Origin of the sequence: Phenylobacterium sp. (assembly GCF_030693625.1) — a bacterium.
Lineage (GTDB): Bacteria > Pseudomonadota > Alphaproteobacteria > Caulobacterales > Caulobacteraceae > Phenylobacterium > Phenylobacterium ferrooxidans.
This window is the reverse complement of record NZ_JAUYAF010000041.1, coordinates 12,240-37,141: the sequence shown is the minus strand read 5'-3', so window position 1 is coordinate 37,141 and position 24,902 is coordinate 12,240. Positions and strand designations below refer to the sequence as shown.

The following is a 24,902-nucleotide window of genomic DNA, read 5'->3' as shown; positions in this document are numbered from 1 at the left end:
TCCAGCCGGACCTCGGCTAAGCCATTGATCGCAAAAGCCCCTAGCCATGGGGCTGTTACATTGTTACGGATCGCCACCCCGCGACCTCCCCCGTGGCTCGCGAAACCTCATCGGGATGTTCATGCTTCGACAGACCTTGGGCGGCGCGCTCGCCGCCACCATCGCCCTCTCCGCCGCCCCGGCCCTCGCCGACGAAGGCATGTGGACCTTCGACAACTTCCCGGCCGCCAAGGTGGCCCAGGCCTATGGCGTCAAGACCGACCAGAAGTGGCTCGACCGCGTCCAGGCCGCCTCCGTGCGCCTCACCAGCGGCTGCTCGGCCTCCCTGGTGTCCAAGCAAGGCCTGGTCTTCACCAACCACCACTGCGTCGTCGACTGCGTCCAGAGCCTGTCGGACGGCAAGACCGACTATGTGAAGGACGGCTTCCTCACCACCGCCCGGACCGAGGAGAAGAAGTGCGCCGGCATGCAGGCCGAGGTCCTGGTCTCCATCACCGACCTCACCGGCGACATCGGCAAGGCCACCGCCGGCAAGACCGGGCTCGATTTCGTCAAGGCGCGCGACGCCGCCAAGGGCGCGGCCGAGACCGCCGCCTGCGGCAATGACGAGGCCGTCCGCTGCCAGCTGGTCACCCTCTACCGGGGCGGCCAGTACAAGCTCTACAAGTACCGCAAATACTCCGACGTCCGCCTGGTCTTCGCCCCGGAGATCGCGACGGCCTTCTTCGGCGGCGACCCGGACAATTTCAACTTCCCGCGCTTCAACCTCGATACCGCCTTCTTGCGCCTGTACGAGAACGGCAAGCCCATCGCCTCGCCCCAGCACCTGATCTGGCAGAGCCGGGCCCCCAAGGACGGCGAGGTCACCTTCGTGTCCGGCAATCCCGGCGGCACCGACCGCATGCTGACGGTCGCCCAGCTGCAGACCCAGCGCGACCTGGCCCTGCCCATCGGTCAGCTGCAGCGCTCGGAACTGCGCGGCCGGCTGATCGCCTTTGGTGAGCGCGACGCGGAATCCAAGCGTATCGCCACCGATCCCCTGTTCGGGGTCGAGAACAGCTTTAAGGTCTTCTACGGCCGCCAGTTCGCCCTCAACGACCCGGCCTTCATGGAGGCCAAGCGCGCCGCCGAGGCCGAGCTGCGCGCCAAGGTCGCCGCCGATCCCAAGCTGGCCGCCGACATCGGCGACCCCTGGGGCGAGATCGCCAAGGTCCAGGGCCCCTATGCCGACCGCTTCCTGCGCCTGCGCCAGCTGGAAAGCGGCGCCGGATCGCTGTCGGAGCTCTTCCTGTTCGCCCGCGAACTGGTCCGCGCCGGGCAGGAACGCGCCAAGCCCTCGGCCGAGCGCCTGCCGGAATACGGCGATGCGGGCCTGGCCCTCATGGCCAAGCAGATCCTCGACGAACAGCCGGTGGACGCCGCCCTGGAGCAGCTCTATCTCGGCTTCTGGCTGTCCAACACCCGCGAGTATCTCACCGTCGACGACGCGGCGGTGAAGCAGCTGCTGGGCAAGGAGAGCCCCGAGGCCATGGCCGCCCGTCTGGTGGCCGGGACCAAGCTCGCCGACCCCGCCGAGCGCAAGCGCCTCTGGGACGGCGGCCTGCCCGCCATCCTGGCGTCGACCGATCCCATGATCCAGCTCGCCCTGCGGATCGACCCCGCCGCCCGCGAGGTCCGCACCGCCTGGGAGACCGAGGTCAGCGGCCCCACCGACCGCGCCGCCGAGCGCATCGCCCGGGCCAAGTTCGCCGCCTATGGCGACGCGGTCTATCCCGACGCGACCTTCACCCTGCGCCTGTCCTACGGAAAGGTCGCCGGCTGGACCCACCGCGGCGTGACCATCCCGCCCTTCACCACCTTCGCCGGCCTCTATGACCGCGCGACGGGCGCCGAGCCCTTCCAGCTCGCCCCCCGCTGGGTGGCCGCCAAGGACCGGCTGAACCCGGCCACGGTGTACAACTTCGTCACCACCAACGACATCATCGGCGGCAACTCCGGCTCGCCGGTGCTGAACGCCAAGGCCGAGATCCTGGGCGCCGCCTTCGACGGCAACATCCACTCCCTCGGCGGCAACTACGGCTACGACGGCACGATCAACCGCACGGTGGTGGTGGCCACCTCAGCGGCCACGGAGGCCCTGGAAAAAGTCTACGGCCAGGCGGCCCTGGTGAAGGAGCTGACGGGGAAATAACCGCTCCTTTTTCCTCCCCTGCGCAGCGGGGGAGGAAAGGGTCGGCCGGACCTCGCCGTCGCGGCTGCCTACGCCGGCTTCCCCAGCGGCGTGGAGTCGAAGATCGACTGCTCGTCTGGCGTCATCTCCACCGGCACGTCGGCGAACAGCGGGGTCGACAGGTAGCGCTCCCCGGTGTCGGGCAGCATGCACAGGATGTTGGAGCCCTTGGGCGCGCTGGCCGCCACCTTGAGCGCCCCGGCGAAGGTCGCCCCCGAGGTGATGCCGACGAAGATGCCCTCCTGGTCGGCCAGCCTCTTGCTCATGGCCATGGCCTCGGGGCCGGGGATGGCGATGATCTGGTCGATGTCGGCCACCGCGTCGCCGGTCAGTTTCGGAATGAAGTCGGGGGTCCAGCCCTGCATGGGGTGGGGTTTCCAGGCGGCGTGGCCGGAGGCGGCCGAGCCGTCGGGATTGCGCGCCTGCTCCGCGCCGCTGCCCAGCAGCTGGGCGTCCTCCGGCTCGCAGACGATGATCTTGGTGCCGGGGCTCTTCTCCGCCAGCACGCGGCTCACTCCCCTCAGCGTCCCACCGGTGCCATAGCCGGTCACCCAGTAGTCCAGGCTCTCGCCCGCGAAGTCCTCCAGGATCTCAACGGCGGTGGTGCGCGCGTGCATGTCCGGGTTGGCTTCGTTCTCAAACTGCCGGGTCAGAAACCAGCCGTGCTTCTGCGCCAGCTCAACCGCCTTGGCCACCATGCCGGTGCCGCGCAGAGCCGCCGGCGTGGTGACCACTTTCGCCCCCAGGAACCGCATCAGCTTGCGCCGCTCCACCGAGAAGCTCTCGGCCATGGTCACCACCAGGGGATAGCCCTTCTGGGCGCAGACCATGGCCAGGCCGATGCCGGTGTTGCCGCTGGTGGCCTCGATCACCGTCTGGCCGGGCTTCAGGGCGCCGGACCTTTCCGCGGCCTCAATGACGCCCAGGGCCAGGCGGTCCTTGACCGAGCCCAGCGGGTTGAAGGCCTCGACCTTGACCCACAGGTTCACGCCCTCGGGGCCCAGCTTGTTGATCCGCACGACAGGCGTGCGGCCGATGGTTTCGAGGATGTTCTGATAACGGGCCATCTGGGCCTCCAGGGTTGGCGGACGATATGGCGCGCAACCTAGGTCCAGCGCCCAGGGCGCCACAACCCCGATCAGTCGAAGGCCACCCCCATCGTCGTGGTCATCTCCTCCCGCCAGTCCTTGCGGGTGCGGGAATAGATCAGGCAGTCGGCCGGATCGCCTTCGCCGAACCCGGCGCTGCGCAGCAGCCCCTCGCGGGTAAAGCCGCAGCGTTCGGCCAGCCTCCACGAGGCGGTGTTCCAGGTCTCGATGATCAGCTGCTGGCGATAGACGCCTGGCCGCTCGGAGAACAGCAGGTCGGAGAAGGCGCGCACCGCCGGCGCCGCCAGGCCGCGGCCCCGGTCGGCGGGGTCGTGCACGATGTAGCCCAGCTCCAGCCCGTGGATGCAGGGCGCCGCGCGATAGAACTGGCAGGTCCCCACCAAACGCCCGTCGGCCTCGATAGCCAGGGCGCCGGCCTCGTCGGTCCAGAACCCGGTGGCCGCGAAGGTCTCCGCCAGCCGCGCCGGATCGGTCATCGGTTCGGTGATGGAGAGCGTGAAGGGATAGCGCGCGACCTGCGCGAGGTCGGCGGCGGCGATACGGCGAAGCGTCATGGGAAGCCTTCGGACATGAGGGAACGCGCCAGCGTCGGGGCGGGGGAGGGCGCTCGGGGCGCCGATGTCCGGGGTCAGGCCATCGGGCGAGGCTAGCCGAGATCGAAGGAGCGTCAACGCCCCAGATCCCCCTCAGGCGCTTCGCGCCAGCTCCCCCAGGAGGGGGCATCTTGAGCAGCGCTACGCCGGGTCACCCTTCCGCCCCCCGCAACCCCGCCCTAAGCTCGTCCCAACAGAACGAGAGGAAACACCATGGCCCAAGACACCCAACTCGCCGGCAAGACCTGCTTCGTCGCCGGCGCCTCCAGCGGCATCAACCTCGGCATCGCCAAGCGCTTCGCCGCCGCCGGCGCCAATGTCGTCATCATCAGCCGCAGCGAGGAGAAGATCGCCGCCGCCGCCAAGGAGGTCTCCACCTTCGGCAAGCCCTGCATCGGCATCGCCGCCGACGTCCGCGACTACGCCGCCGTCGAGGCCGCGCTGAAGCGAACCCACTCGGAATTCGGCGAGATCGACATCGTACTGTCGGGCGCGGCGGGCAACTTCGTGGCCCCGGCGCTGGGCATGAGCGCCAACGGCTTCAAGACCGTGGTGGACATCGACCTGATCGGCACCTTCAACGTCCTGCGCGCCTCCTTCGAGTTCCTGCGTCGGCCGGGCGCGTCCCTGATCTCCATCACCGCCGGCCAGGGCGAGCGCGCCAGCCTGTTCCAGTCCCACGTCTGCGCCGCCAAGGCGGGCATCAACATGCTGACCAAGTGCCTGGCGCTCGAGTGGGGCCCCGGCGGTGTCCGCGTCAACGCCATCTCGCCCGGTCCCATCGCCGACACCGAGGGCATGGCCCGCCTGGCCCCGACCGCCGAGGCCGAGGAGCGCGTGAAGAGCCGCAACCCGATGCGCCGCTACGGCACCAAGGACGAGATCGCCGACATGTGCCTCTTCCTCTCCTCGGACCAGGCCAAGTACGTCAACGGCGCCATCATCCCGGTCGACGGCGGCTCCGGCTGTGGCGACGCCTCGGGCAACGCGCTGGCCAACTACGCCTAGGCGAGAGGCCTTCTCCTCCCCCGTTCGCGGGGGAGGAGAAGGCTCAGCCCTTGCGGCCCAGGACCCCGCCGACCCAGGCCATCGGCATCGCGGTGACCACCAGGGCGATCGGATACCAGGACGGCCCCAGGTTCATGTTCCAGGTGGTCGCCACGCCGAGGACGGCCAAGGCCGCGCCCACCGCGCCCAGGATCAGGGCGTGCAGCATGGGGCGGGCCGGCGCCAGGCGCGCGGCGACGTAGCTCCCGAAGGCTCCAAACACCATCCGGTAGGAGAGGGCCAGCAGGTTATCCCCCATCTCGGTCATCGCCTGGCCGGTGGCGGGAAACACCCCCGTCAGGTAGAAAACCGCGTCGGCCAGCAGCGACAGCACCACCACCGCGGCGAACCCCGCCAGCAGCGCCACGATGCTCTGCAGCCAGAACCGCGCCCCGGCGGTCTTGTCGGTTAGGCCTGCCTCCATGGATCGCCCTCCGTCGCCTCGTCCTTCCAAGGACGTTTCAGAGAACGCCGATCCGACAACGGGGCGGGCGAATTGTCGAGTCCAAGGTCAAGCTTGAACCTGTTCTCAGCCCTGCGACGCGGCCAGGAACACCGCGTACTGCGCCTCGAACGCCCGCCGGTAGGCCGGCCGCGCCTGCGCCCGCGCGACATAGGCCGCCAGGTTCGGAAACTCCCCCACCAGGCCCGAACCGCCCAGGCGCTGCAGCACCGACACCATCATCAGGTCGCCCGCGCTGAAATCCCCGTCCAGCCAGTCAGCGTCGCCCAGGCGGCTGGAAAGCTGGCCCAGCCGGGTGCGGATGCGGTCCTCGACAGCGGCCAGGCGCTCGCCGAACCAGCTCTTGTCGCGCTCGGTGAACCGCGAGATCTCCCACTCGGTGATCGGCGGCTCCAGGGTGCTCAGGGCCGCGAAGATCCAGCTGATGGCGCGCGCCCGGGCGTTGGCCTCGTCGGGCAGCAGGCCCGCATGGCGCTCGGCGACATGCAGCACCATGGCGCCGCATTCGAAGATCGCCAGGTCGCCCTCCTCATAGGTGGGGATCTGGCCGAAGGGGTGCAGGGCCAGGTGGGCGGGCGCCTTCATCTGCGCGAAGGTCACCAGCCGCACCTCGTAGGGCTGGCCGACCTCCTCGAAGGCCCAGCGGACGCGCATGTCACGGGCCAGGCCCCGGCCGCGATCGGGGGAGGCCTTGAAGGCGGTGAGGGTGGGGGTCATCGGGGGGGCTCCATCCGCGGTGTCTTCGTCTTCCAAGGACGCGCGGCCACCGGGTCCTGCGACTCGGCCCCCGGTTTTTTCGCCCGCCCGCCCGACCTCTAGCGGCCGTAGAACTGGTGGAAGGGTTCGATTGAAGCCCGGGCGCCCAGGGCGCGCATCGGAAAAGCCCGCCACGGCGCGGCGATATCCATGCCTGCCATGTTGTCGAGCAGGGCCTGGCGGAGGTTGGGCTTCACGGCCTCGCGGAAGTCCAGCAGTTGGCCCCAGCTGGAGGTCCCGTCCAGCCGGACCCGCTCGGGTTCGAACGCCGAGGCGCCATAGTGCGGCGGGAACAGCCGGCGGTAGGCCTCCAGATTGTAGAGCCAGGACCCGCCCTTCGCCGTCCGCGCCGCCGGGTGGTGCGCGCGCACATGGCGAAACATCTCGGCCAGCTCGGACCTGCGGCGGTTGATCTTGGCCCGCGCCAGCGGCCCGACGCCGTCGTCGCTGTCGCGGTTGCTGAAGTGGATCCGCACCACCTCGCCGGCCTCCTCCAGCTCATAGCTGAAGCAGCCGAACCGCGGCCCTCCGCTCGCCTCGGGCGCCGACTGGGCGAAGAAGGCCACGGTCCAGTCCAGGCGTCCCGCCTCGCGGTCCTCAAGTCCCGCCGCGTAGCGCGCCCATGCCGCCGAGGGCGCCCCCACCTCGACCCGGCCCAGGCCAAACCGCCGGTGCAGGTTGGTGAACTCCAGGCAGGTCTCCGAAAGGGCGCGCGAGGTCCGGGCGGCGATGATTTCGGCGAACCGCAGCTGGACCTCGAAATAGCCCCTCAGCCGCTCGGCCTGGTCGCGGCGCGCCTCGATGATCCCACCCATGGGGCGAGCCTACACCGTCGCCGCCCGGACGGGTCAACGACCCCCCCGGCCCGCAAAAATGACGCCCCCGTCAGCTAGCCCTTGCCGAACGCTGTTCAAGCCGCGAAATGTGGGAGAACAGGCTTCGAAAGCCCTGGCCAAAGCGAGGAATACCCGATGAGCGAGAGCGCCACTCTGGACGCGGTCAAGGACGCCCGCGACGCGGTCTATTCCCTGCCGATCGAGAGCCTGAACGTCGCCCAGTCCAAGCTCTTCCGGGACGACGCCATCTGGCCCTACTTCGAGCGCCTGCGGGCCGAGGATCCCGTCCACTGGCAGCCGGCCAGCGACTTCGAACCCCACTGGGCGGTCACCCGCTACAACGACATCATGGCGGTCGACACCAACCACGCGGTGTTCTCGTCGGAGGGCGGCATCAGCCTGGGTCCGAGCGAGGAGATGATCGCCAAGCTGGTGGCCAGCGGCGCCCAGATGACCGGCGGCCCCTTCGGCGGCGGAGCGGGCCCGACCATGTTCATCGCCATGGACCCGCCCAAGCACGACGAACAGCGCAAGACCGTCAGCCCGGCGGTCTCACCGCACAATCTGAAGATCATGGAGCCCCTGATCCGCGAGCGCGCCGGGATGATCCTCGACAGCCTGCCGATCGGCGAGCCCTTCGACTGGGTCGACAAGGTCTCGATGGAGCTCACGGCCATGACCCTGGCCACCCTGTTCGGCATGCCCCAGGAGGATCGCCGCAACCTGACCCGCTGGTCGGACATGGTGATGTCGCGTCCCGGCGACGGCGTCGTCGACACCTGGGAGGAAAAGCGCGCCGAGATGGCCGCCTATGCCGGCTACTTCCTGAACCTGTGGGCCGATCGCAAGGCCAAGCCGCCCGAGGGCGACCTGGTCTCCATGCTGGCCCACGGCGAGGCCACCAAGGACATGAACCAGTTCGAATACCTGGGGAACATCATCCTGCTGACCATCGGCGGCAATGACACCACCCGCAACACGATCTCCGGCTCGATCTACGCCCTGAACAAGAACCCCGACCAGTTCGCCAAGCTGCGCGCCAACCCCGACCTCATCCCCTCGATGGTGTCGGAGACCATCCGCTGGCAGACCCCTCTGGCCCACATGAAGCGCGTGGCGACCCAGGACTACGAGCTGGGCGGCAAGACCATCAAGAAGGGCGACAACGTCGTCATGTGGTACGTCTCGGGCAACCGCGACGACAGCGTCATCGAGAACCCCAACGCCTTCATCATCGACCGCGAACGCCCCCGCCAGCACCTGTCCTTCGGCTTCGGCGTCCACCGCTGCGTCGGCAACCGCCTGGCCGAGCTGCAGCTGAAGATCATCTGGGAAGAGATCCTGGCGCGCTTCCCCGAGATCCAGGTCCTCGAAGAGCCCCAGCGCGTCCCCTCGACCTTCGTCAAGGGCTACAAGTCCATGCAGGTTATGATCCCCCGCAAGCTGTAGGGGGCTCGCTCTTAGAACAATAGCCCCGTCATCCCGGACAGCCGGCAGGCTGATCCGGGATGACGTCGTGTGCTTGCCTGACGACGCTACCGACCTCATGCTTATGATCCCGGCCAGCGCCGTGGAGGATCAGATGACCCATCGCATCTACAGGATGAGCGTCGCCAAGATTTATCCGGCCCTGGTCGCCAAGGCGCAGCGCAAGGGCCGCACCAAGGCCGAGGTCGACCAGATCATCCACTGGCTGACCGGCTACGATGAGGCAGGCCTCGCCGCCCAGCTGGTGGCGGACACCGACTATGAGAGCTTCTTCACCCAGGCGCCGGCGCTCAATCCAGCCCGCGCCGACATCCGCGGCGTCGTCTGCGGCGTCCGCGTCGAGGCGATCGCCGACCCGGTGATGCGGGAGATCCGCTACCTCGACAAGCTCATCGACGAACTGGCCAAGGGCAAGGCGATGGAAAAGATCCTGCACCGCCTGCCCGCCAAGGTCTGAGGCGCGGGCTCGCTCGCGGCCCATCCACCGGAGGTCACTGCCGCCACGCCGCTGTCAGCAGCCGGGTGCTAATCTCACCCCAGGCGAGAGAGGGACCAGCCGATGCTCACCGGACGTTCGACTATCCGACTTATTAAGTCGGACAATAACTCATAAGGTCAGATGCTGTGGTCACCGCGCCATTACCTACACGGTTAGGTGGAAGTCGCTCCTCGGGTTATAACGGTGAAGCTTATCCAATAGGGGTAGCTTGGCGGCGGCGGTTGATCATGACTCCGACGGAACTCAAGAGCGCGAATATCAAGCGTTTCGAAGATCTTATCAAAGAGCAACCCGACCAGGCCAGGCTCGCAGTGCTTCAGCGCCTCTTGAGGGAGGAAAGGGACAAGCCGCTCAGCACCTATCCCGAAGAAGCGAGGCCACAAGAATTACGGTGACGAATTACAGTGACAGTGCATTCAATTGACAGGCCGGTTCTCAGTTCCCAGGGGAATTAAATGCACTGTCACGGAATTTAGGCCTGAATTCTAGGGCCCACCGAATTCTAGCTCACCCCGCCCCCGTGGAGCGCTCCTCGAAATAGCGCACATCAGCCTCGTCCCGGTCCCAGTCAGCCCGGGAGGCGCAGAACAGGTGGGTGCGGACACCCTTGCCTAGCGGGACGTCCAGGGTGCCTGCGGTCAGATAGACGTTGGTCTCGTCGGTCTCGGCCGGCAGCGGCGTGCCGCAGGTTCGGCAGCGGGTGACGGGATATCCGGAGGGCAGGGCGAAGGTCACCCCGTGATCCGCCCCCTTCACCCACCGGAAGCGGTCCAGCGGCACGATCAGGATCGCGTTGCCCACCGAACCGGACGCCTTGCGGCACAGCGAGCAGTGGCAGACCCAGACGCCGTCCAGATCACCGTCGATCTCATAGGCCCTGGCGCCGCAAAGACAGCTGCCGGTTCGTATGGTCATCGGCTTTCCAACCCTTGCAGCCATCGCCTGTTAGACATGGCCCCCACCACAGCGTGAAGCCCGCGGGAAGGCAACGGCGCCCCTCCATTGAACCCCCGGCGAAACGCCGTTAGCTGTAGCGCATATTCAAACGGCCGTTCGCGGCGCTCATTTCCAGGACGATCTCATGAAGCTCTATTCCGGCGACCTCTCCCCCTATTCCGCCAAGGTGCGGATGCAGATCTACGCCAAGGGCATCTCCGACATCGCCATCGAACTGCCGCCGGGCTTCATGACCGGCGAGTTCCACAAGACCTCGCCGCTGGCCCGCATTCCGGTCCTCGACCTGGGCGGCGACGTGATCCCGGAATCCGAGGTGATCTCTGAGTACCTGGAGGAGATCTATCCCCAGAATTCGATGCTGGGCGCCACGCCCCGCGAGACCGCCGCCATCCGCACGGTGTCGCGCATCGCCGACATCTACCTGATGAACAACATGTTCATGCTCTCGGGCCAGGGCCGCGCCTCGACCCGCAGCGCCGACATCGTCAAGCTGCTCTCGGGCCAGGTGATCCGCGGGATCAAGGCGCTGGAGCACTACATCGGGACCGATGGCTTCGCGGTCTCCGGCCGCCTGACCATGGCCGACTGCACCCTGGTCCCGGCCCTGTTCCTGGTGGAGAACGTGATCCCCACCGTCGGGGTCGAAGACCCCATCCCGGCCTCCCCCAAGGTCGCCGCCTACTGGGCCGCCATCCAGAAGAACCCGCACGCCGCCGCCACCCTGGTGGAACTGCACCGCGGCCTGGCCGAACGCCGCGACCTCATCGCCAAGATGGCCGCCAAGGAAAAGGCCAAGGCCGCCGAGCAGGCCTAGCCGCTACGGGTTCCTTCTCCCCTTGCGGGAGAAGGTGGCCCTGCGGAGCAGGGTCGGATGAGGGGTCGATAGGCCTTTCAAGCAAGTCCACTGCGTCATCCCGGGTCTCCCTACGGGTCGCCCGGGATGACGGCAGTTCTTGTCCTGAGAGCGGAGCGCGACCCCTCATCCGACCGGTCGCTGACCGGCCACCTTCTCCCGCAGGGGGAGAAGGATCAGGCTGTCGTCACTGGCCGCACGCGCTCCAGGAGCCCTCTCCGACCACCGCCCTAGGCGCGCGACAGGCTCAGCACATTGCCGTCGGGGTCGGAGAACCAGGCGACCTGGGCGCCGCCGTCGGGGGCTGACCAGATCCCCAGCTCGTCCTGCCCCATGCCCTCATAGATCGTGAACACCACGCCGCGAGCCCGCAGGGCGCGCACGGCCGCGCCCATGTCCGGCACGTTCCAGCCGAACACCGGGTGGGGGTGAGCCTTGTAGTCGGGGAGCACGGTGATCCGCAGCAGCGCGCCGTCGACCTCGACGAAGTCGCCGAAGGCGTCGGCGCTGAGAAGCGGCAGGCCGAGTTTGCCGCAATAGAAGTCCATGGCCCGCTCGCGCTCCGTGACCTGGATAAAGGCCACCGGCTGTCCGTTCACGGCTGCGCTCATCCCGCATCTCCTCGCCCCGAGGGCCGCAGAATGACCTCAGAGGGCGGAGGCGGCAATCAGTCCTGCGTCCCGCGCATCCGTCGCGCCAGGTCCTGCAGCGTCGCCCGTAGCGCGACGATCTCCTCGCCTGGCAGGCCCAGGTTGCAGGCCAGGGCGACGGGCACCCCCGCGGCCTTCTGCTGCAAGGCCCGGCCGGCGTCGGTGAGGGTGATCTGCACGCGGCGTTCGTCGGCCGCATCACGGGTCCGCTTCACCAGGCCCGCCCCCTCCATGCGTTTCAGCAGCGGGGTGAGGGTGCCGCTGTCGAGACCCAGGGCCTCGCCCAGGTCGCTCACCGTGCGCGGGGCCTTTTCCCACAGCGCCATCATGGCCAGGTACTGGGGATAGGTCAGGCCGAGCGGCTCCAGCAGCGGCCGGTAGGCCCGGGTCACCAGCCCCGTCGCCGCATAGAGGGCGAAGCAGAGCTGGTTATCGAGACGTAGCTGCTCGGCGACACCCCGACGGTCACTTGTCGGCGTTCGTCGGTCGTCGGTGGTCTTGGTGGCTTTGGGACTCATTGCGTCCTTACGGTTATCGCAACATCGACATTGCCACGAAGCGCATTCGAATAGGGGCAGACCTGGTGGGCCGTGGCCACCAGGGCTTCGGCGGCCGCCTGATCCAGGCCCTGGGTCTCCACATCCAGCGCCACCCCCAGGCGGAAACCGCCCTCGGCGCGCGGGTGCAGTTCGACCGTGGCGGTCACTGCGGCGCCGGTGAGCGCGATCTTCTGCTGGCCGGCGAGGAACCGCACGGCGTTCTCGAAACAGGCCGCGTAGCCGGCGGCGAACAGCTGCTCAGGATTGGTCGCCCCGCCCTTGCCGCCCATCTCCCTGGGCAGGGCCAAGTCGACCTTCAGCAGGCCATCGAGGCTTTCGACATGGCCGGCGCGGCCGCCGACGGCGCGGGCCTGGGTGGAATAGAGGGCGGGCATGGGGTCATCTCCGTGTTGATCGTATGCAAGTATATTGGGTACAATCAAATTGACGTCAACTCAGGAAAGGCGCCTTTTCTTCCATCCGCGACGGCCACCACAGTTGCCTCCGCCCCGGGGTTCGCCTCAATAGGGGGGCCGGCCGGTGAGTCCCGGCGCTGGGGTCTAACCGCATGTTTCGCCTGGAGAACGCCCAGAGCCTGGTGGGCATCGCCCTGACCCTGGCGGTCTGCTGGGCCCTGTCGGAAGACCGCGGCCGCTTCCCCTGGAAGCTGGCCCTGGGGGCCATCTTCGTCCAGGTCGCCCTGGTCCTGCTGCTGTTTGGCCTGCCCGGCGCCCAGGGGTTCATCCAGGCCCTCAACGACGGCGTCGACGGCCTGGCCGCCGCCACCGCCCAGGGCGCCCAGTTCGTCTTCGGCTACATGGCCGGCGGGACCCAGCCCTACGCCGTCACCAACCCCGGCGGCCTCTTCGTCTTCGCCTTCCAGGTCCTGCCCCTGATCCTGGTGATCTCGGCCCTGTCAGCCCTGCTGTGGCACTGGCAGATCCTCAAATGGATCACCCGCGGCTTCGGCTTCATCTTCCAGAAGACCATGGGCCTGGGGGGCGCCTCGGCCCTGGCCGTGGCCGCCAACATCTTCCTCGGCATGATCGAGAGCCCCATCGTCATTCGCGCCTTCCTGGACAAGCTGACCCGCTCGGAGCTGTTCCTGATGATCGTCGTGGGCCTGGCCACCGTCGCCGGCTCCACCATGGTGGCCTACGCCACCATCCTGAAGGACGCCCTGCCCAACGCTGCGGCCCACGTCCTGGTGGCCTCGATCATCTCGGCCCCGGCCGGCATCCTGCTGGCCCGCATCATGGTGCCGGAGAAGCCGGGACAGGGGGGCTTCTACGCCGACTACAATTCTCTTCTGAAGTATGACAGTGCGATCGACGCCATCTCCAAGGGCACCATGGATGGCCTCACCGTGGTGCTGAACATCTCGGCCATCCTCATCGTCTTCGTGGCCTTCGTGGCCATCGGTAACGGCGTGCTCACGGTCTTCCCGGACGTGATGGGATCGCCGCTCACCATCGAGCGCATCCTGGGCGTGGTCTTCGCGCCCCTGGCCTGGACCCTGGGCATCCACTGGGACGAGGCCCTCAAGGCGGGCTATCTGCTGGGGGTGAAGCTGATGCTGACGGAGTTCATCGCCTTCATCCAGCTGGGCGCGGTCCCGGCCGGCGAGATGACCGAGCGCACCCGCATGATCATGACCTACGCCCTATGCGGCTTCGCCAATGTCGGCTCGGTGGGGATCACCGTCTCGGGCATGGGCGTCCTGATGCCCGAGCGCCGTAACGAGATCATCGGCATGGTCTGGAAGGCCCTGCTGGCCGGCTTCCTGGCCACCTGCATGACCGCCGCCGTGGTGGGCGCCATGCCCCGCGAACTGTTCGGCCAATGAGGGCGCTCCTTCTCGCCCTGGCCCTGGCGGTCGCCCCCGTCGCGGCCTTCGCCCAGTCCCTGACGGTGGTGGACCCCGGCGGCAAGACCAAGGTCCTGACCCCCGCCGACCTCGCCGACCTGCCGCGCGCCGAGGTGAAAAGCGGCGCCCGGACCTATGCGGGCCCGATCCTGACCTACGTCCTGCGGGCCGGCGGCCTGCCGGTGGGGCCCAGGCTGCACGGCGACCCGCTGCGAGCCTATGTCGTCATGACCGGCAAGGACGGCTTCCAGGCGGTCTATTCGCTGGCCGAACTGGACAAGGACTTCCACGACGACGTGGTGATCCTCGCCGACCACGTGGACGGCAAGCCCCTGCCCGACAAGGAAGCCCCCTGGCGCGTCGCCTCCAGCGGCGACAGGAAAGGCTGGCGCTCAGTCTTCGGCCTGGCGCGCATCGAGGCGCGGCTGGCCGATGCGCCAGAGAAGGCGCCGGCCATGGAACACGCCCACTAGGCGGACTTGATCAACTCGAGTGAGCGGATGCGGCTCTCGAGGTCGGGTCCTACCGCCATCACGAACAGTTCGTCCGCGCCGGTGCTCGCCGCCTTCCCGTCCAGCCGCGCCTTTACGGTGGCGGGATCGCCCACGATGGAGCGCGCCATCACGCCCGCCAGTCGCGGATCGTCCGCCCGCTCGGCCAGGAAGGCCTGGGACTCGGGGATGGAGGTGAAGCGGCGCCGGCCGCCGTCCAGGGTGGCGAGGTTGCCGGCCCGCATCGGGGCGGCCAGCCGCTCGGCCTCGGCGCTGGTCTCGGCGGCGAGCGCGATGGTGGCGATCCCGGTCCAGGGCTCGGCGCGGAACACCGACGGCCGGAAGTTCCCCTTGTAGGCCGCCACCGCCGGACCGCCGTCGGCGCGAGCGATGAACTCGGCGAACACCATGCCGACGCCCGCCTGGGCGGCGAACAGCGCGCTCTCCACCGAGGTGCAGAGCAGGAAGAGATCGGGGTGCGAGGGGCCGGCCGGATTGGCGTGGATCTCGCGGGCGGGATGGGCGTCGGTGATCGGCTCCACCCCCGAGGCGTCCAGCAGCCAGGCCGACAGCAGGGCGAAATACTGCGGGAAGGCTTCGGAGCCTGATGATCTCAGCGCGCCGCCGGTCCGCTGATCTGTGCCGAGCGCCCGGCCCACGCCCAGGTCGATGCGGCCAGGCGCCAGGGCCTCCAGCTCCATGAACACCTCGGCCACCTTCAGGGGGCTGTAGTTCACCAGCATCACCCCGCCCGAGCCCAGCCGGATCGTCGAGGTGATCTGGCTGGCCGCCGCGATCAGGATCTCCGGGGCCGGCGAGCCCAGCCCGCCGATATTGTGGTGCTCGGCCACCCAGAAGCGGTGATAGCCCAGCCGCTCGGCGGCCTTGGCCACCTCCAGGCTGTCGCGCACCGCCTGGGCCTGGGTGTTGCTCCCGCTCACCGGCGAGAGGTCGAGGACCGAGAGGGTGTAGGTCATCAGGTCCTCGGCGCGGTCTTCTTCAGCACGGCCGAGAAGCTCAGCACCGCGTCGCCCTCGACCGTCATGATCCCCCGCACGAACACCATGCTGCGACCGGCCTTCACCACCTCGCCCCGGCACTCGAGCAGGGAGCCCTCCGGCACCGCGCCGACGAACTCGCTGTTGAAGGTGGCGGTCACGCTGCGGCTGTCCTTCAGGGCGTCGCGGGCGATCACGAACAGGCAGTAGTCGGCGAAGGTCATCAACGCCCCGCCGTGCATGAAGCCGCCGCCGTTCATGTGCTTGCGCTCGGGCCGCATGGCGCATACCGGCGCGCCATCATCGTCGATGCGGTAGTAGAAGGGCCCGGCGTGATCCTCGAAGGGGTCATTGCCGTACATCGACCAGCCGGCCCACTCGCCGCCCTGGACCACGAGGTGCACCCAGGAATCGGTCTCTGCGTCGGTGCCGTCCATATGCGCTCCCCACAACTCCGGAAGCGTTTGCCCGCCGCCGATCCAAACACTAGTTTGCCGCCTCGAACGGGCGACGCCGCAAGGCGACCTAAGTGGCGGAGAGAGATCATGCAAGGCCGGACTGTCTATCTGTGTGGAGGCCTGCGCAGCCCGATCGGCCGTTATGCGGGGGCGCTCTCCAAGGTGCGCGCCGACGACCTCGCCGCCCATCCGCTGAAGGCCCTGATGGCCGCCTATCCCAAGCTCGACTGGGGGCAGGTGGACGAGGTGATCTATGGGAACGTCAATCAGGCCGGCGAGGACAACCGCAACGTCGCCCGCATGGCCCTGCTGCTGGCGGGCCTGCCGTCCACCGTGCCGGGCCTGACCGTCAACCGCCTCTGCGCTTCAGGGCTCGACGCGGTCATCGCCGGGGCCCGCACCATCGCCGCGGGCGAGGCCGACCTGATCATCGCTGGTGGCGTGGAGAGCATGAGCCGCGCCCCCTTCGTGATGGCCAAGCCCGACAGCGCCTTCTCCCGCACCCCGGAGATGTACGACACCACCATCGGCTGGCGCTTCGTGAACCCGCAGATGAAGAAGGAATACGGCGTCGACGCCATGCCGGAGACGGCCGAGAACGTCGCCACCGACTACCAGATCAACCGCGAGGACCAGGACGCCTTCGCCCAGCGCAGCCAGGCCCGCGTCGGCGCCGCCCGCGCCAAGGGCTTCTTCGACGGCGAGATCGCGCCTTTGACCATCAAGGACCGCAAGGGCGACATCGTCGTCAGCGAGGACGAGCATCCGCGCCCCGACACCACGCTGGCCGCCCTGCAGGGTCTCAAGCCCATAGTCCGCGAGGGCGGCACGGTCACCGCCGGCAACGCCTCCGGCGTCAATGACGGCGCCGCGGCCCTGCTGCTGGCCTCGGCCGAGATGGTCCAGAAGCTGGGCCTCGAACCGCTCGCCCGCATCGAGGGCGCCGCCTCGGGGGGCGTCGCGCCGCGCATCATGGGCGTGGGCCCGGTCCCGGCGGTGGAGAAGCTGTGCGCCCGGCTGGGCGTCACGCCCCGCGACTTCAACGTCATCGAGCTGAACGAGGCCTTCGCCGCCCAGGCGCTCGCCTGCACCCGCGCCTGGGGCCTGGCCGACGACGCCGAGCACGTGAACGCCCACGGCGGCGCGATCGCCATCGGCCATCCGCTCGGCGCGTCCGGCGCCCGCCTGGCGCTGACGGCCGCCCGCGCGCTGCACCAGAGCGGTGGCGACCGAGCCCTGGCCACCATGTGCGTCGGCGTCGGCCAAGGCTCGGCCCTGGCCCTGGCCAAGGCATGATCCGTCCTTTCGTCCTCGCCGCCGCCCTGGCTTTCGCTGGTCCGGCCTTCGCCCAGGACGCGCCGGTCAAGACCGCGCCCGCCGCCGCTCCACCCCCGGCCGGTGGGCCCGCGCAGGCCGCCGGAGCGCCGAAGAAGCCGCCGACCCTGGTGGAAGCCTTGATCGCAGCCGGCTTCGACCCGCACACCAAGCTGATCGGCGACGCCGTCCAGGTGATGTCGGGCCAGCGCGCCACCCTGGACGTCGCCGGCGGCAAGCCGGTGCTTGAAGCCGTCGAGACCGGCCATGTCGACATGGCCCTGCCCGACGGCGCCCCCGACACCTACAAGGCGGTCGCGCCCGGCAAGGTGGCCTTCGCCGTCGATGGTTCGGCGGCCAAGAAGCAGTCTTTCCTGAAAATCTGGAACGGCCTGTCCCACGCGGTCAGCTACGAGGCCGAGCTCACCGCGATCCGGTCCGGCAAGCTTGCCAAGCGCAAGGCCCAGGTCTGCGCCGTGCCGGGCGGCGGGACGAACTACGAAATGTGGTCCGACCCCATCATCGCCGTCACCCTGTCGGCGGTGGCCGAGGTCGCCGACGATAAGATCACCTGCAAATAGAGCCGAGAGAGACATCATGGCCCTCGACCTGGAAACCCGCGAACAGCTGATCGACACGGTCCGCCGCTTCGTCTCCGAACGCCTGCGTCCCCTGGAGGCCAAGGTCTCCGAAGAGGACGCCATGCCCCCCGAGCTGGTGAGCGAGATGAAGGAGCTGGGCCTGTTTGGCCTCTCCATCCCCGCCGAGTACGGCGGCCTGGACCTCTCCATGGAGGACGAGTGCCTGGTGGCTGTCGAGCTGGGCCGCACCAGCCCGGCCTTCCGCTCCACCTTCGGCACCAATGTCGGCATCGGCAGCCAGGGCCTGGTGATGTTCGGCACCGAGGAACAGAAGGCCAAATACCTGCCCGGCATCGCCTCGGGCGACATCATCACCTCCTTCGCGCTCACCGAGCCGGAGGCGGGGTCGGACTCCGCAGCGGTCCAGACCCGGGCGGTGCTGGATGGCGACCACTACGTGCTGAACGGCACCAAGCGCTACATCACCAACGCCAACAAGGCCGACCTCTTCACGGTGATGACGCGGACCGACGCGAGCAGGCCCGGCGCCGGCGGGGTCTCGGCCTTCCTGGTGGAACGCAACCTGCCGGGCCTTTCCATCGGCAAGCCCGAGAAGAAGATGGGCCAGCAGGGGGCGCACATCTGCGACGTGATCTTCGACAATGTCCGGGTGCCGGCGGAGAACCGCCTGGGCCGGGAAGGCGAGGGGTTCAAGGTGGCCATGCAGGTTCTGGACCGCGGCCGTCTGCACATCTCGGCGGTCTGCGTCGGCGTGGCGGAACGCCTGCTCACCGACTGCGTGGCCTATGCCAATGAGCGCAAGCAGTTCGGCCAGCCCATCGCCGCCTTCCAGCTGATCCAGGGCATGATCGCCGACTGCAAGACCGAGACCCTGGTGGCCAAGGCCATGGTCATGGAGACCGCCCGCAAGCGCGACGCCGGTGAGAGCGTCACCATGGAGGCCGCCGCCGCCAAGTACTTCGCCTCGGAGATGGTAGGCCGGGTCGCCGACCGGGCTGTGCAGATCTTCGGGGGCGCCGGCTATGTCGCCGACCACGGGATCGAGCGCTTCTACCGTGACGTGCGCATCTTCCGCATCTATGAGGGCACCAGCCAGATTCAGCAGGTGGTGATCGCCCGCGAAACCCTGAAACGAGGCGGCTGACCATGAGCATCGACATGGAGGCCGTGATCCTGGAGATCATCGGCAAGCTCCCGCCCGGCAAGTCCGCCTCCTCCGAGGAAGTCGCCCGCGCCGCCGACAGCGAGCGCTGGCAGCGCCTCACCGGCCACGTCCGCGCCACCGCCCGCGGCCTCGCCCGCCAGGGCCGGCTCACCGTCCTGCGCCACAATAAGCCCGCCGACCCCGACACCTTCAAGGGCGTCTACCGCCTGCGCCTCCCCACCGAGGATGAGCGCGCAGCGGCATTGGCCAAGGCCGCAGAGGTCCCGGTGGCCGCGGCGCCGGACGAGACTGAGGTCTAGCTGGCGCTGGAGCCCATCGTTCCTAGATAGGCCCATGTCCCTGCCCACCGTCCTCGCCGACATCGCCGCCTGCCGGGCCTGCGCCGGCGAGCTGCCCCACACGCCGCGGCCGGTGGTGATGGTGAACCCCGGGACCCGGCTGCTGATCGTCGGCCAGGCGCCGGGCCGCCGGGTGCATGAGAGCGGCATGCCCTTCACCGATCCCTCCGGCGAGCGGCTGCGCACCTGGATGGGAATCGATGCGGCGACCTTCTACGGACGTCCCGAGATCGGCGTGGCCGCCATGGCCTTCTGCTTCCCCGGGACCAGTCCCAAGGGCGGCGACTATCCGCCCCCGCCGCGCTGCGCCCAGCTCTGGCGGCCGCGGCTGATGGCGGCCTTGCCCGCGATGGAGCTGACCCTGCTGGTGGGCGGCTACGCCCAGGCCTGGGCCCTGGGTGATCGCGCGAAGGCCAATATGACGGAGACCGTTCGCGCCTGGCGGGACTACCTGCCGCACTACCTGCCCATGCCGCATCCGTCCTGGCGCAACACAGCCTGGCTGCGGAAGAACCCCTGGTTCGAAGCCGAGGTTACGCCCTATCTTCGCCAAAGGGTCCAAGCCATTCTAGAGCCGTGAAGCGCCTCCTTGTCCTCCTGTCGGCCATGATGCTCACCGCCTGCACGCCGCTGATGGTGCAGCAGGCCGGCACGCCGCCCGCCGCCTTCTCAGGCCCCCGTCTGGAGGGCGACCGCTTCGTCAGCTTCGACGGGACCCGCCTGGGGCTGACCACCTGGGCCGCCGACACGCCCGAGCCCTGGGCGGTGATCATCGGCGTCCACGGCATGAACGACTACGCCAACGCCTTCCACCTGGCCGCGCCCTGGTGGGCGAGCCAGGGGGTGACCACCTACGCCTATGACCAGCGCGGCTTCGGCCGCTCCCCCCACCGGGGGATCTGGGGCGGTGACGAGCTGATGGTGGAGGACCTGCGCACCATCGCCGCCGTGGTCCGCGCCAAACACCCCAAGGCGGTGATCGTCGTCGCGGGCGAGAGCATGGGCGGCGCGGTCACCGTCCAGGCCTTCGCCTCCGATCGCCCCCCTACCGCCGACCGCGTGGTGCTGCTGTCGCCCGCCGTCTGGGGCTGGTCGTCCCAGCCCCTGCCGTACAAGACCACCCTGTGGTTCGCCGCGCGGCTGACGGGGTCGAAGATCTACGTCCCGCCGGACTGGCTGACCAAGCGCGTCGCCCCCACCGACAACCGCGAGGAGCTCAAGGCCATGGGCCGCGACCCGCTGATGGTCTGGGGCGCCCGGTCAGACACCCTCTATGGCCTGGTGGCGATGATGGAGCGGGCCTACCATGCGACCGGTCAGATCAAGGTCCCGGCCCTCTATCTCTACGGCGCCCATGACGAGATCATTCCCAAGCGCCCGGCCTTCGAGGCCGCCAGCCGCCTGAAGCCCGGCGACCGCACCGTCTATTACGAGCGCGGCTGGCACCTGATGACCCGCGATCACCAGGGTCCCAAGGTGTGGGAGGACATCCTGACCTATGTCCGCGATCCCGAGGCCCCCTTGCCCTCCGGCGCGCCGCCCATCCCCAAGCCGAGGCGCCAGAGCGCCCAGGCCGCCACATCGCCGGGGTTGTGAGATGGAACGCGCAGGGGTAGAGCCGGGTAAATCCTTCCCCACTTTGAGCGTGTTCTCAGCATGACCCTGTTCGATCACCCCGCCTTCGAGGGGCATGAGAGCGTCAGCGCGTTCTTCGACGAGAAAACCGGCCTCAAGTGCATCATCGCGGTGCACTCCACCGCCCGGGGCCCGGCGGCGGGCGGTTGCCGCATGTGGCCCTATGCCAGCGCCGACCTGGCGCTCGACGACGCCCTGCGGCTGTCGCGGGCCATGTCCTACAAGAACGCCATGGCCGACATCCCCCTGGGCGGCGGCAAGGCCGTGATCATCGGCGACAGCCGCACCCAGAAGACACCGGCCCTGTTCGAGGCCTTTGGCCGGGCCGTGGACGCCGTGGGGGGCCGCTACTGGACCGCCGAGGATGTCGGCGTCTCTCCGGCCGACCTGATGCACGCGCGCCGCCAGACCCGCTTCGTGGCCGGCCTTGAGGGCCATGCCGCCGCCTCGGGCGATCCGTCCCCGGTCACCGCCGAGGGGGTGTTCCGCGGCGTGGCGCTCAGCGTGCGCAGGGCGCTGAACCGCGACCTGGCCGGGATCACCGTCGCCATCCAGGGGGTCGGCCATGTCGGCGCCTACCTGGCCGACAAGCTGCACGCCGCCGGCGCCCGGCTGGTGATCACCGACACCAACCCTGAGGCCCTGCGCGCGGTCGCCGAGCGGACGGGCGCCAAGATCGTCAGTCCCGCCGACATCTTCGAGGTCCAGGCCGACGTCTTCGCCCCCTGCGCCCTGGGCGGCGCCATCAACGCCGAGACCCTGCCGCGGCTGAAGGCCCGCATCGTGGCCGGCGGCGCCAACAACCAGCTGGCCACGCCCGAGGTAGGCCGCGCCCTCTTCGAGCGCGGCATGCTCTATGCGCCGGACTATGTGATCAACGGCGGCGGCATCATCAACGTCGCCGCCGAGATCGCCGCCCTCGAGGCCGGGACCGCCTTCGACGCGGCCTGGGTGGCGGCCAAGCTGGACCACCTCACCGAGACTCTCGACGAGGTCCTGGCCCGCTCCATCGCCGAGCGCCGCCCCACCCACGAGGTGGCCAACGAGATGGCCCGAGCGCGCATCGCCGAGGCGGCGCGGGCCAGGCTGGCGGCCTAGATCCGCCCGACCCGGGCCGTCCGCGGCTCTTTCACCGCCACGATCAGCAGCAGCAGGGCCGCCACCAGGAAGCCGATCGAGACGCCGAACACCACCGGGAAGCCCAGGGTGCTCGCCATGATCCCGCCGGCCAGGGGGCCGATGGCCGCCATGATGCCCTCGGCGGTGGCCGAGATGGCGATCCGCATGGGCATCTCGTCGCGCGATCCGAACTCCAGGATCATGGTCTGGGCGGCCATCATGTAGCCCGACTGCGCCGCCCCCAGACCGAAGAAGGCCAGGAAGGTCAGGGGCATCAGGTGGACATTCATCAGCAGCACGGTGGCCGCGATCCAGATCACCAGCGACACCAGCAGGATGCGCCGGAAGCCGGTCTTGTCCCCCATATAGCCCCAGAGCAGGTTGGAGAGGGTGTCAGCGCCCAGATAGGCCAGGGACAGCAGGCCCAGATTGCGGCCGTTGAGCTCGATCGTGGTGCCGGCGTAGATGATGTAGAAGGGCACCGCCAGCCGGCCGGCCGTGGCCAGCATCTGCACGATCAGGAAGTACATGTAGCCCCGGTCCGACGCGATCAGGGCGGGGAAGTCCTTGATGCGATCGCGCAGCTTGGTCTGGGCGCGCAGGGTCGGCGGCTCCGGCTCGCGGAGCAGCAGGTTCAGGGCCGACAGACCAAGGCTCGTGAGCACGAAGGCGAAGATGAAGGTGACGCCGTAGCCGTTGCCGAACAGGTTGGCCCCGACGAAATAGCGCCCTGCGAAATAGGCCAGGACGGCGGCGATCAGCCCCCCCGTGGCGTTGCGCCAGGCCTGCAGTCGGCCCCGGCGGCTGAGCGGGATCACCTTGGCCATCAGCAGGCCGAACACGACGCGCTGGGCGCCCATGAACAGGCCAAACATGAACATGAAGGCCAGGATCGCCACCACCAGGGACTGACCCGACAGCAGCCAACCCGAGGCGGCCATGCCCAGGATCTGCAGCCGCGCCAGGCCCCCCATCCACATGGCCGCGGGCATCACCTTGGTGCGATGCTCGATCTGGGTGGCGCCGACGATGGGCGAGACGATGCTGCCGACCTGCTGCAGGGCCAGGCCCAGGCCCACGATGGTGTTGGAGCCGGAAATCATGTGCAGATAGGCGGGCAGGAAGGTCGGCGCATTGACCAGCCGGAAGCCCGTCATGCCCAGCATGCCGTGCAGGTAGTTGCCGATATAGTTGCGCTTCAGATTGTCCCAGACGAACTTTTCATAGGCCGCTTCCTTGGCCTCCATCGTCTCTTCTTCCGGAGCGGCGGCTTCGCCGATCGCCTCCAGTTCGTCCCTAATGATTTTTTCTTCCAATGGCGTCCGGCCCGCGCGCGCAGGGCAGTGAAAAGCCGCGCGGGCTCTCCCTTTTAATAACGGATAAATTCAATCCGTCCGGTCTAGCAGAGTCCCGGAGCAGGGAAACCCCTGGCGACGAAGGGACGCGCTCAGGCCGCCGGTTTCCGCAAAAGCAAGAGCGCGCCAAAGGCCAGCACCGACCCTGCCGCCATCACCGCCAGGGCCAGGTTGGCCGAGCGTTCGATCATCAGGGCGAACACGAAGGGCGACACCGCCTGCAGCAACCGGGACGGCACGTTGAGCACGCCAAGCCGCCGCCCATAGTTGCGCTCCCCGAACAGGGCCAGCGGCAGGGCCCCGCGCACGATGGTGAAAAGCCCGTTTCCCGCGCCGTAGAGGATCGCGAAGGGGGCCGCGGCGATGGCGCCGAAGGCGATCAGCAGGCCCGCGCCGATGGGGAACATGGCCACCGCCACCCGGCCCGAGACCAGGGGGTGGATGCGGCGCACCAGGGCGAACTCGGCCAGCCGCGCGGCCACCTGGGCCGGACCCACCAGGGCTGCGGCGCCCACGGCCGCGGCCGGGCCGACCCCAAGCGCGTTCAGCAGGGGCGGAAGATGCGCCGACATCGCCGAGCCGATGGCCGCGAGCACCGCGAAGGCGCACGCCATCAGCACCATCTTCGAGGTGTCGCCCGGCGCGGGCGCGTCGCTGACCGGTGGGGCGTCGCTGGCGGGCGCCGGACGCGGCGCCGGGGCGCGAGGCAGGCTGAGATGGAGGGGCAGGGCGACCATCAGGTTGAGCGCGGCCCAGACCAGGCATGCGCCGCGCCAGCCGATCTCGTGCTCCAGCCAGGCGGTGAGCGGCCAGCCGATCGTGCTGGCGAACCCGGCGATCAGGGTCACGCCGGTGATGGACCGGCGCGCGTCGACCCCGAACCAGGACACCAGGCCGGCGAAGGCGATGTCGTACAGGCCAGCCGACATGCCCAGGCCGATGATCAGCCAGGATGCGATCAAGGCCACGGGGGTTTCGGAGATCGCCAGGCCGACCAGGCCGGCGGCGAACAGCAGGCTGGCGGTGGTGAGAGGCGGGCGTCCACCCCTCTGGTCCACCAGCTTGCCGACGCGCGGGCCGGTCACCGCCTGCAGCAGCAGCGCCGCGGAAAACGCCAGGAACACCCCCGTGGTGGACATCCCCACATCGGCGGCCATCGGCTTGGCCAGGGTGGCGGGCAGGTAGCTCGAACAGGCATAGCCGATCGTCTGGGTCACCCCCAAGGTCAGCACCGCGCGGCGCGGGGTGAAGGTCATGGTCGGCGGCCGATGGGCAAGAGTGCGGTCTCCAACGCCAAAGGGCGTCAGAGGGGGAGCTTAAGCAGAGTCGGACCCAGGTGTTTCCTCCTCCCGCACGGCGAGGAGGATGAAGGCCTTAGTGCCCTGGGCGCGGATGGATGGACTTCTGTTCCTTCACCTTCACCACCTTCTGGTCCGGCGCTCGGCCGTGCTGCGGCTTGGGCGCGGAGCGGGGCACGCTGAAGTTGATGTTGGGGTCTTGCTGATGGAAGCCTGTGGTCATGGTTCGTCCTCCCGAACCC

At 68.8% G+C, this 24,902-nt stretch carries 28 protein-coding genes; 14 read left to right on the top strand and 14 right to left on the bottom strand.

The features are described from left to right. Positions 1-121: 121 nt before the first annotated feature. Positions 122-2,191, top strand: a complete 2,070-nt coding sequence (locus Q8N10_RS09095; RefSeq protein ID WP_304781873.1) for a S46 family peptidase — start codon at positions 122-124, stop codon at positions 2,189-2,191. Between the two features lie 68 nt (positions 2,192-2,259). On the opposite strand, the gene Q8N10_RS09090 is transcribed toward Q8N10_RS09095, so the two are convergent. After that, positions 2,260-3,297: a PLP-dependent cysteine synthase family protein gene (locus tag Q8N10_RS09090; RefSeq protein ID WP_304781876.1), complete on the bottom strand. Its 1,038-nt coding sequence runs from the start codon at positions 3,295-3,297 to the stop codon at positions 2,260-2,262. Positions 3,298-3,368: 71 nt separating this feature from the next. Continuing rightward, positions 3,369-3,893 (bottom strand): GNAT family N-acetyltransferase, encoded by a 525-nt coding sequence (locus Q8N10_RS09085; RefSeq protein ID WP_304781879.1) that lies wholly within the window; start codon positions 3,891-3,893, stop codon positions 3,369-3,371. Between the two features lie 252 nt (positions 3,894-4,145). Between Q8N10_RS09085 and Q8N10_RS09080 the strand changes: the two genes are divergently transcribed. Then, on the top strand, positions 4,146-4,940 hold the full coding sequence (locus tag Q8N10_RS09080; RefSeq protein ID WP_304781883.1) for an SDR family oxidoreductase: 795 nt from the start codon (positions 4,146-4,148) through the stop codon (positions 4,938-4,940). A gap of 43 nt (positions 4,941-4,983) precedes the next feature. Here the strand turns inward: Q8N10_RS09080 and Q8N10_RS09075 are convergent, their stop codons facing one another. From Q8N10_RS09075 to Q8N10_RS09065, 3 genes are all read right to left on the bottom strand, one after another. Beyond that, positions 4,984-5,403 carry a hypothetical protein gene (locus Q8N10_RS09075; protein ID WP_304781886.1) on the bottom strand — a complete coding sequence of 140 codons (420 nt, stop codon included), beginning with the start codon at positions 5,401-5,403 and terminating at the stop codon, positions 4,984-4,986. 105 nt (positions 5,404-5,508) lie between these two features. Then, positions 5,509-6,159 (bottom strand): glutathione S-transferase family protein, encoded by a 651-nt coding sequence (locus Q8N10_RS09070; protein WP_304781889.1) that lies wholly within the window; start codon positions 6,157-6,159, stop codon positions 5,509-5,511. Between the two features lie 98 nt (positions 6,160-6,257). Then, positions 6,258-7,013 carry a hypothetical protein gene (locus Q8N10_RS09065; RefSeq protein ID WP_304781891.1) on the bottom strand — a complete coding sequence of 252 codons (756 nt, stop codon included), beginning with the start codon at positions 7,011-7,013 and terminating at the stop codon, positions 6,258-6,260. Positions 7,014-7,169: 156 nt separating this feature from the next. On the opposite strand from Q8N10_RS09065, the gene Q8N10_RS09060 reads away from it, so the two are divergent. Both Q8N10_RS09060 and Q8N10_RS09055 read left to right on the top strand, forming a co-directional pair. Next, the gene (locus Q8N10_RS09060) at positions 7,170-8,483 is read left to right on the top strand and encodes a cytochrome P450 (RefSeq protein WP_304781894.1); all 1,314 of its coding nucleotides are present in this window, start codon (positions 7,170-7,172) and stop codon (positions 8,481-8,483) included. 73 nt (positions 8,484-8,556) lie between these two features. Then, on the top strand, positions 8,557-8,979 hold the full coding sequence (locus Q8N10_RS09055; protein ID WP_371133897.1) for a DUF2200 domain-containing protein: 423 nt from the start codon (positions 8,557-8,559) through the stop codon (positions 8,977-8,979). 549 nt (positions 8,980-9,528) lie between these two features. On the opposite strand, the gene Q8N10_RS09050 is transcribed toward Q8N10_RS09055, so the two are convergent. After that, a complete protein-coding gene (locus tag Q8N10_RS09050; RefSeq protein ID WP_304781901.1) occupies positions 9,529-9,936 on the bottom strand; it encodes a GFA family protein in 408 nt (135 codons plus the stop codon). Between the two features lie 166 nt (positions 9,937-10,102). Here Q8N10_RS09050 and Q8N10_RS09045 point away from each other — a divergent pair, with 166 nt between their 5' ends. After that, positions 10,103-10,792, top strand: a complete 690-nt coding sequence (locus Q8N10_RS09045) for a glutathione S-transferase family protein (RefSeq protein ID WP_304781905.1) — start codon at positions 10,103-10,105, stop codon at positions 10,790-10,792. Positions 10,793-11,061: 269 nt separating this feature from the next. Here Q8N10_RS09045 and Q8N10_RS09040 read toward each other — a convergent pair whose 3' ends face one another. From Q8N10_RS09040 to Q8N10_RS09030, 3 genes are read right to left on the bottom strand one after another with little or no spacing between them, the layout of a single operon-like run. Next, positions 11,062-11,442, bottom strand: coding sequence for a VOC family protein (locus Q8N10_RS09040; protein ID WP_304781908.1), 381 nt, complete (start codon positions 11,440-11,442; stop codon positions 11,062-11,064). 56 nt (positions 11,443-11,498) lie between these two features. Next, positions 11,499-11,999, bottom strand: a complete 501-nt coding sequence (locus tag Q8N10_RS09035) for a MarR family winged helix-turn-helix transcriptional regulator (protein ID WP_304781911.1) — start codon at positions 11,997-11,999, stop codon at positions 11,499-11,501. Then, positions 11,996-12,415, bottom strand: a complete 420-nt coding sequence (locus tag Q8N10_RS09030) for an organic hydroperoxide resistance protein (protein ID WP_304781914.1) — start codon at positions 12,413-12,415, stop codon at positions 11,996-11,998. The genes Q8N10_RS09035 and Q8N10_RS09030 overlap by 4 nt, the downstream gene beginning before the upstream one ends. 173 nt (positions 12,416-12,588) lie before the next feature. Between Q8N10_RS09030 and Q8N10_RS09025 the strand changes: the two genes are divergently transcribed. Further along, positions 12,589-13,866 carry a NupC/NupG family nucleoside CNT transporter gene (locus Q8N10_RS09025; RefSeq protein ID WP_304781917.1) on the top strand — a complete coding sequence of 426 codons (1,278 nt, stop codon included), beginning with the start codon at positions 12,589-12,591 and terminating at the stop codon, positions 13,864-13,866. Beyond that, positions 13,863-14,360, top strand: a complete 498-nt coding sequence (locus Q8N10_RS09020) for a hypothetical protein (protein WP_304781920.1) — start codon at positions 13,863-13,865, stop codon at positions 14,358-14,360. Before Q8N10_RS09025 ends, Q8N10_RS09020 begins: the two co-directional genes overlap by 4 nt. On the opposite strand, the gene Q8N10_RS09015 is transcribed toward Q8N10_RS09020, so the two are convergent. Together Q8N10_RS09015 and Q8N10_RS09010 are read right to left on the bottom strand one after the other, a co-directional pair. Further along, on the bottom strand, positions 14,357-15,355 hold the full coding sequence (locus Q8N10_RS09015) for an LLM class flavin-dependent oxidoreductase (RefSeq protein ID WP_304781923.1): 999 nt from the start codon (positions 15,353-15,355) through the stop codon (positions 14,357-14,359). The two genes, Q8N10_RS09020 and Q8N10_RS09015, sit on opposite strands and share 4 nt — an antisense overlap. Next, positions 15,355-15,813, bottom strand: coding sequence for a PaaI family thioesterase (locus tag Q8N10_RS09010; RefSeq protein ID WP_304781926.1), 459 nt, complete (start codon positions 15,811-15,813; stop codon positions 15,355-15,357). Before Q8N10_RS09010 ends, Q8N10_RS09015 begins: the two co-directional genes overlap by 1 nt. A 108-nt stretch (positions 15,814-15,921) precedes the next feature. On the opposite strand from Q8N10_RS09010, the gene pcaF reads away from it, so the two are divergent. Genes pcaF through Q8N10_RS08975 form a run of 7 tightly spaced genes read left to right on the top strand, consistent with a single transcriptional unit; the run spans position 15,922 to position 21,986 of the window. Then, positions 15,922-17,130 (top strand): 3-oxoadipyl-CoA thiolase, encoded by a 1,209-nt coding sequence (gene pcaF / locus Q8N10_RS09005; RefSeq protein ID WP_304781929.1) that lies wholly within the window; start codon positions 15,922-15,924, stop codon positions 17,128-17,130. Next, positions 17,127-17,729, top strand: a complete 603-nt coding sequence (locus tag Q8N10_RS09000; RefSeq protein WP_304781932.1) for a hypothetical protein — start codon at positions 17,127-17,129, stop codon at positions 17,727-17,729. Before pcaF ends, Q8N10_RS09000 begins: the two co-directional genes overlap by 4 nt. A gap of 16 nt (positions 17,730-17,745) precedes the next feature. Continuing rightward, entirely contained in the window at positions 17,746-18,894 is a 1,149-nt protein-coding gene (locus Q8N10_RS08995) for an acyl-CoA dehydrogenase family protein (RefSeq protein ID WP_304781936.1), read from the top strand. Between the two features lie 2 nt (positions 18,895-18,896). Further along, on the top strand, positions 18,897-19,214 hold the full coding sequence (locus tag Q8N10_RS08990; RefSeq protein ID WP_304781940.1) for a DUF3253 domain-containing protein: 318 nt from the start codon (positions 18,897-18,899) through the stop codon (positions 19,212-19,214). Positions 19,215-19,248: 34 nt separating this feature from the next. Next, on the top strand, positions 19,249-19,833 hold the full coding sequence (locus Q8N10_RS08985) for a uracil-DNA glycosylase family protein (protein ID WP_304781942.1): 585 nt from the start codon (positions 19,249-19,251) through the stop codon (positions 19,831-19,833). Next, the gene (locus Q8N10_RS08980; RefSeq protein WP_304781945.1) at positions 19,830-20,849 is read left to right on the top strand and encodes an alpha/beta fold hydrolase; all 1,020 of its coding nucleotides are present in this window, start codon (positions 19,830-19,832) and stop codon (positions 20,847-20,849) included. The genes Q8N10_RS08985 and Q8N10_RS08980 overlap by 4 nt, the downstream gene beginning before the upstream one ends. A 60-nt stretch (positions 20,850-20,909) precedes the next feature. Beyond that, positions 20,910-21,986, top strand: a complete 1,077-nt coding sequence (locus Q8N10_RS08975) for a Glu/Leu/Phe/Val dehydrogenase dimerization domain-containing protein (RefSeq protein ID WP_304781948.1) — start codon at positions 20,910-20,912, stop codon at positions 21,984-21,986. On the opposite strand, the gene Q8N10_RS08970 is transcribed toward Q8N10_RS08975, so the two are convergent. The 3 genes from Q8N10_RS08970 to Q8N10_RS08960 all read right to left on the bottom strand — a co-directional run bounded on the left by Q8N10_RS08970 (position 21,983) and on the right by Q8N10_RS08960 (position 24,883). Next, positions 21,983-23,323: an MFS transporter gene (locus tag Q8N10_RS08970; protein ID WP_304781951.1), complete on the bottom strand. Its 1,341-nt coding sequence runs from the start codon at positions 23,321-23,323 to the stop codon at positions 21,983-21,985. The genes Q8N10_RS08975 and Q8N10_RS08970 overlap by 4 nt on opposite strands. 131 nt (positions 23,324-23,454) lie before the next feature. Further along, complete coding sequence (locus tag Q8N10_RS08965; protein WP_304781954.1) at positions 23,455-24,618, bottom strand: MFS transporter; 1,164 nt, start codon at positions 24,616-24,618, stop codon at positions 23,455-23,457. A 118-nt stretch (positions 24,619-24,736) separates the two neighbouring features. Next, a complete protein-coding gene (locus Q8N10_RS08960) occupies positions 24,737-24,883 on the bottom strand; it encodes a hypothetical protein (RefSeq protein WP_304781957.1) in 147 nt (48 codons plus the stop codon). Positions 24,884-24,902 lie beyond the last annotated feature (19 nt).

Bases quoted from the DNA above. Each gene is read 5' to 3' on its own strand.
- Q8N10_RS08990 (WP_304781940.1), top strand. From the start codon at position 18,897: ATGAGCATCGACATGGAGGCCGTGATCCTGGAGATCATCGGCAAGCTC.
- Q8N10_RS09060 (WP_304781894.1), top strand. From the start codon at position 7,170: ATGAGCGAGAGCGCCACTCTGGACGCGGTCAAGGACGCCCGCGACGCG.
- Q8N10_RS09020 (WP_304781920.1), top strand. From the start codon at position 13,863: ATGAGGGCGCTCCTTCTCGCCCTGGCCCTGGCGGTCGCCCCCGTCGCG.
- Q8N10_RS09000 (WP_304781932.1), top strand. From the start codon at position 17,127: ATGATCCGTCCTTTCGTCCTCGCCGCCGCCCTGGCTTTCGCTGGTCCG.
- Q8N10_RS08965 (WP_304781954.1), bottom strand. From the start codon at position 24,618: ATGACCTTCACCCCGCGCCGCGCGGTGCTGACCTTGGGGGTGACCCAG.
- Q8N10_RS08975 (WP_304781948.1), top strand. From the start codon at position 20,910: ATGACCCTGTTCGATCACCCCGCCTTCGAGGGGCATGAGAGCGTCAGC.
- Q8N10_RS08960 (WP_304781957.1), bottom strand. From the start codon at position 24,883: ATGACCACAGGCTTCCATCAGCAAGACCCCAACATCAACTTCAGCGTG.
- Q8N10_RS08995 (WP_304781936.1), top strand. From the start codon at position 17,746: ATGGCCCTCGACCTGGAAACCCGCGAACAGCTGATCGACACGGTCCGC.
- Q8N10_RS09010 (WP_304781926.1), bottom strand. From the start codon at position 15,813: ATGGACGGCACCGACGCAGAGACCGATTCCTGGGTGCACCTCGTGGTC.
- Q8N10_RS09070 (WP_304781889.1), bottom strand. From the start codon at position 6,159: ATGACCCCCACCCTCACCGCCTTCAAGGCCTCCCCCGATCGCGGCCGG.
- Q8N10_RS09050 (WP_304781901.1), bottom strand. From the start codon at position 9,936: ATGACCATACGAACCGGCAGCTGTCTTTGCGGCGCCAGGGCCTATGAG.
- Q8N10_RS09090 (WP_304781876.1), bottom strand. From the start codon at position 3,297: ATGGCCCGTTATCAGAACATCCTCGAAACCATCGGCCGCACGCCTGTC.
- Q8N10_RS09040 (WP_304781908.1), bottom strand. From the start codon at position 11,442: ATGAGCGCAGCCGTGAACGGACAGCCGGTGGCCTTTATCCAGGTCACG.
- Q8N10_RS09015 (WP_304781923.1), bottom strand. From the start codon at position 15,355: ATGACCTACACCCTCTCGGTCCTCGACCTCTCGCCGGTGAGCGGGAGC.
- Q8N10_RS08985 (WP_304781942.1), top strand. From the start codon at position 19,249: ATGTCCCTGCCCACCGTCCTCGCCGACATCGCCGCCTGCCGGGCCTGC.
- Q8N10_RS09035 (WP_304781911.1), bottom strand. From the start codon at position 11,999: ATGAGTCCCAAAGCCACCAAGACCACCGACGACCGACGAACGCCGACA.
- Q8N10_RS09095 (WP_304781873.1), top strand. From the start codon at position 122: ATGCTTCGACAGACCTTGGGCGGCGCGCTCGCCGCCACCATCGCCCTC.
- Q8N10_RS09030 (WP_304781914.1), bottom strand. From the start codon at position 12,415: ATGCCCGCCCTCTATTCCACCCAGGCCCGCGCCGTCGGCGGCCGCGCC.
- Q8N10_RS09065 (WP_304781891.1), bottom strand. From the start codon at position 7,013: ATGGGTGGGATCATCGAGGCGCGCCGCGACCAGGCCGAGCGGCTGAGG.
- Q8N10_RS09080 (WP_304781883.1), top strand. From the start codon at position 4,146: ATGGCCCAAGACACCCAACTCGCCGGCAAGACCTGCTTCGTCGCCGGC.
- pcaF (WP_304781929.1), top strand. From the start codon at position 15,922: ATGCAAGGCCGGACTGTCTATCTGTGTGGAGGCCTGCGCAGCCCGATC.
- Q8N10_RS09085 (WP_304781879.1), bottom strand. From the start codon at position 3,893: ATGACGCTTCGCCGTATCGCCGCCGCCGACCTCGCGCAGGTCGCGCGC.
- Q8N10_RS09025 (WP_304781917.1), top strand. From the start codon at position 12,589: ATGTTTCGCCTGGAGAACGCCCAGAGCCTGGTGGGCATCGCCCTGACC.
- Q8N10_RS09045 (WP_304781905.1), top strand. From the start codon at position 10,103: ATGAAGCTCTATTCCGGCGACCTCTCCCCCTATTCCGCCAAGGTGCGG.
- Q8N10_RS09075 (WP_304781886.1), bottom strand. From the start codon at position 5,403: ATGGAGGCAGGCCTAACCGACAAGACCGCCGGGGCGCGGTTCTGGCTG.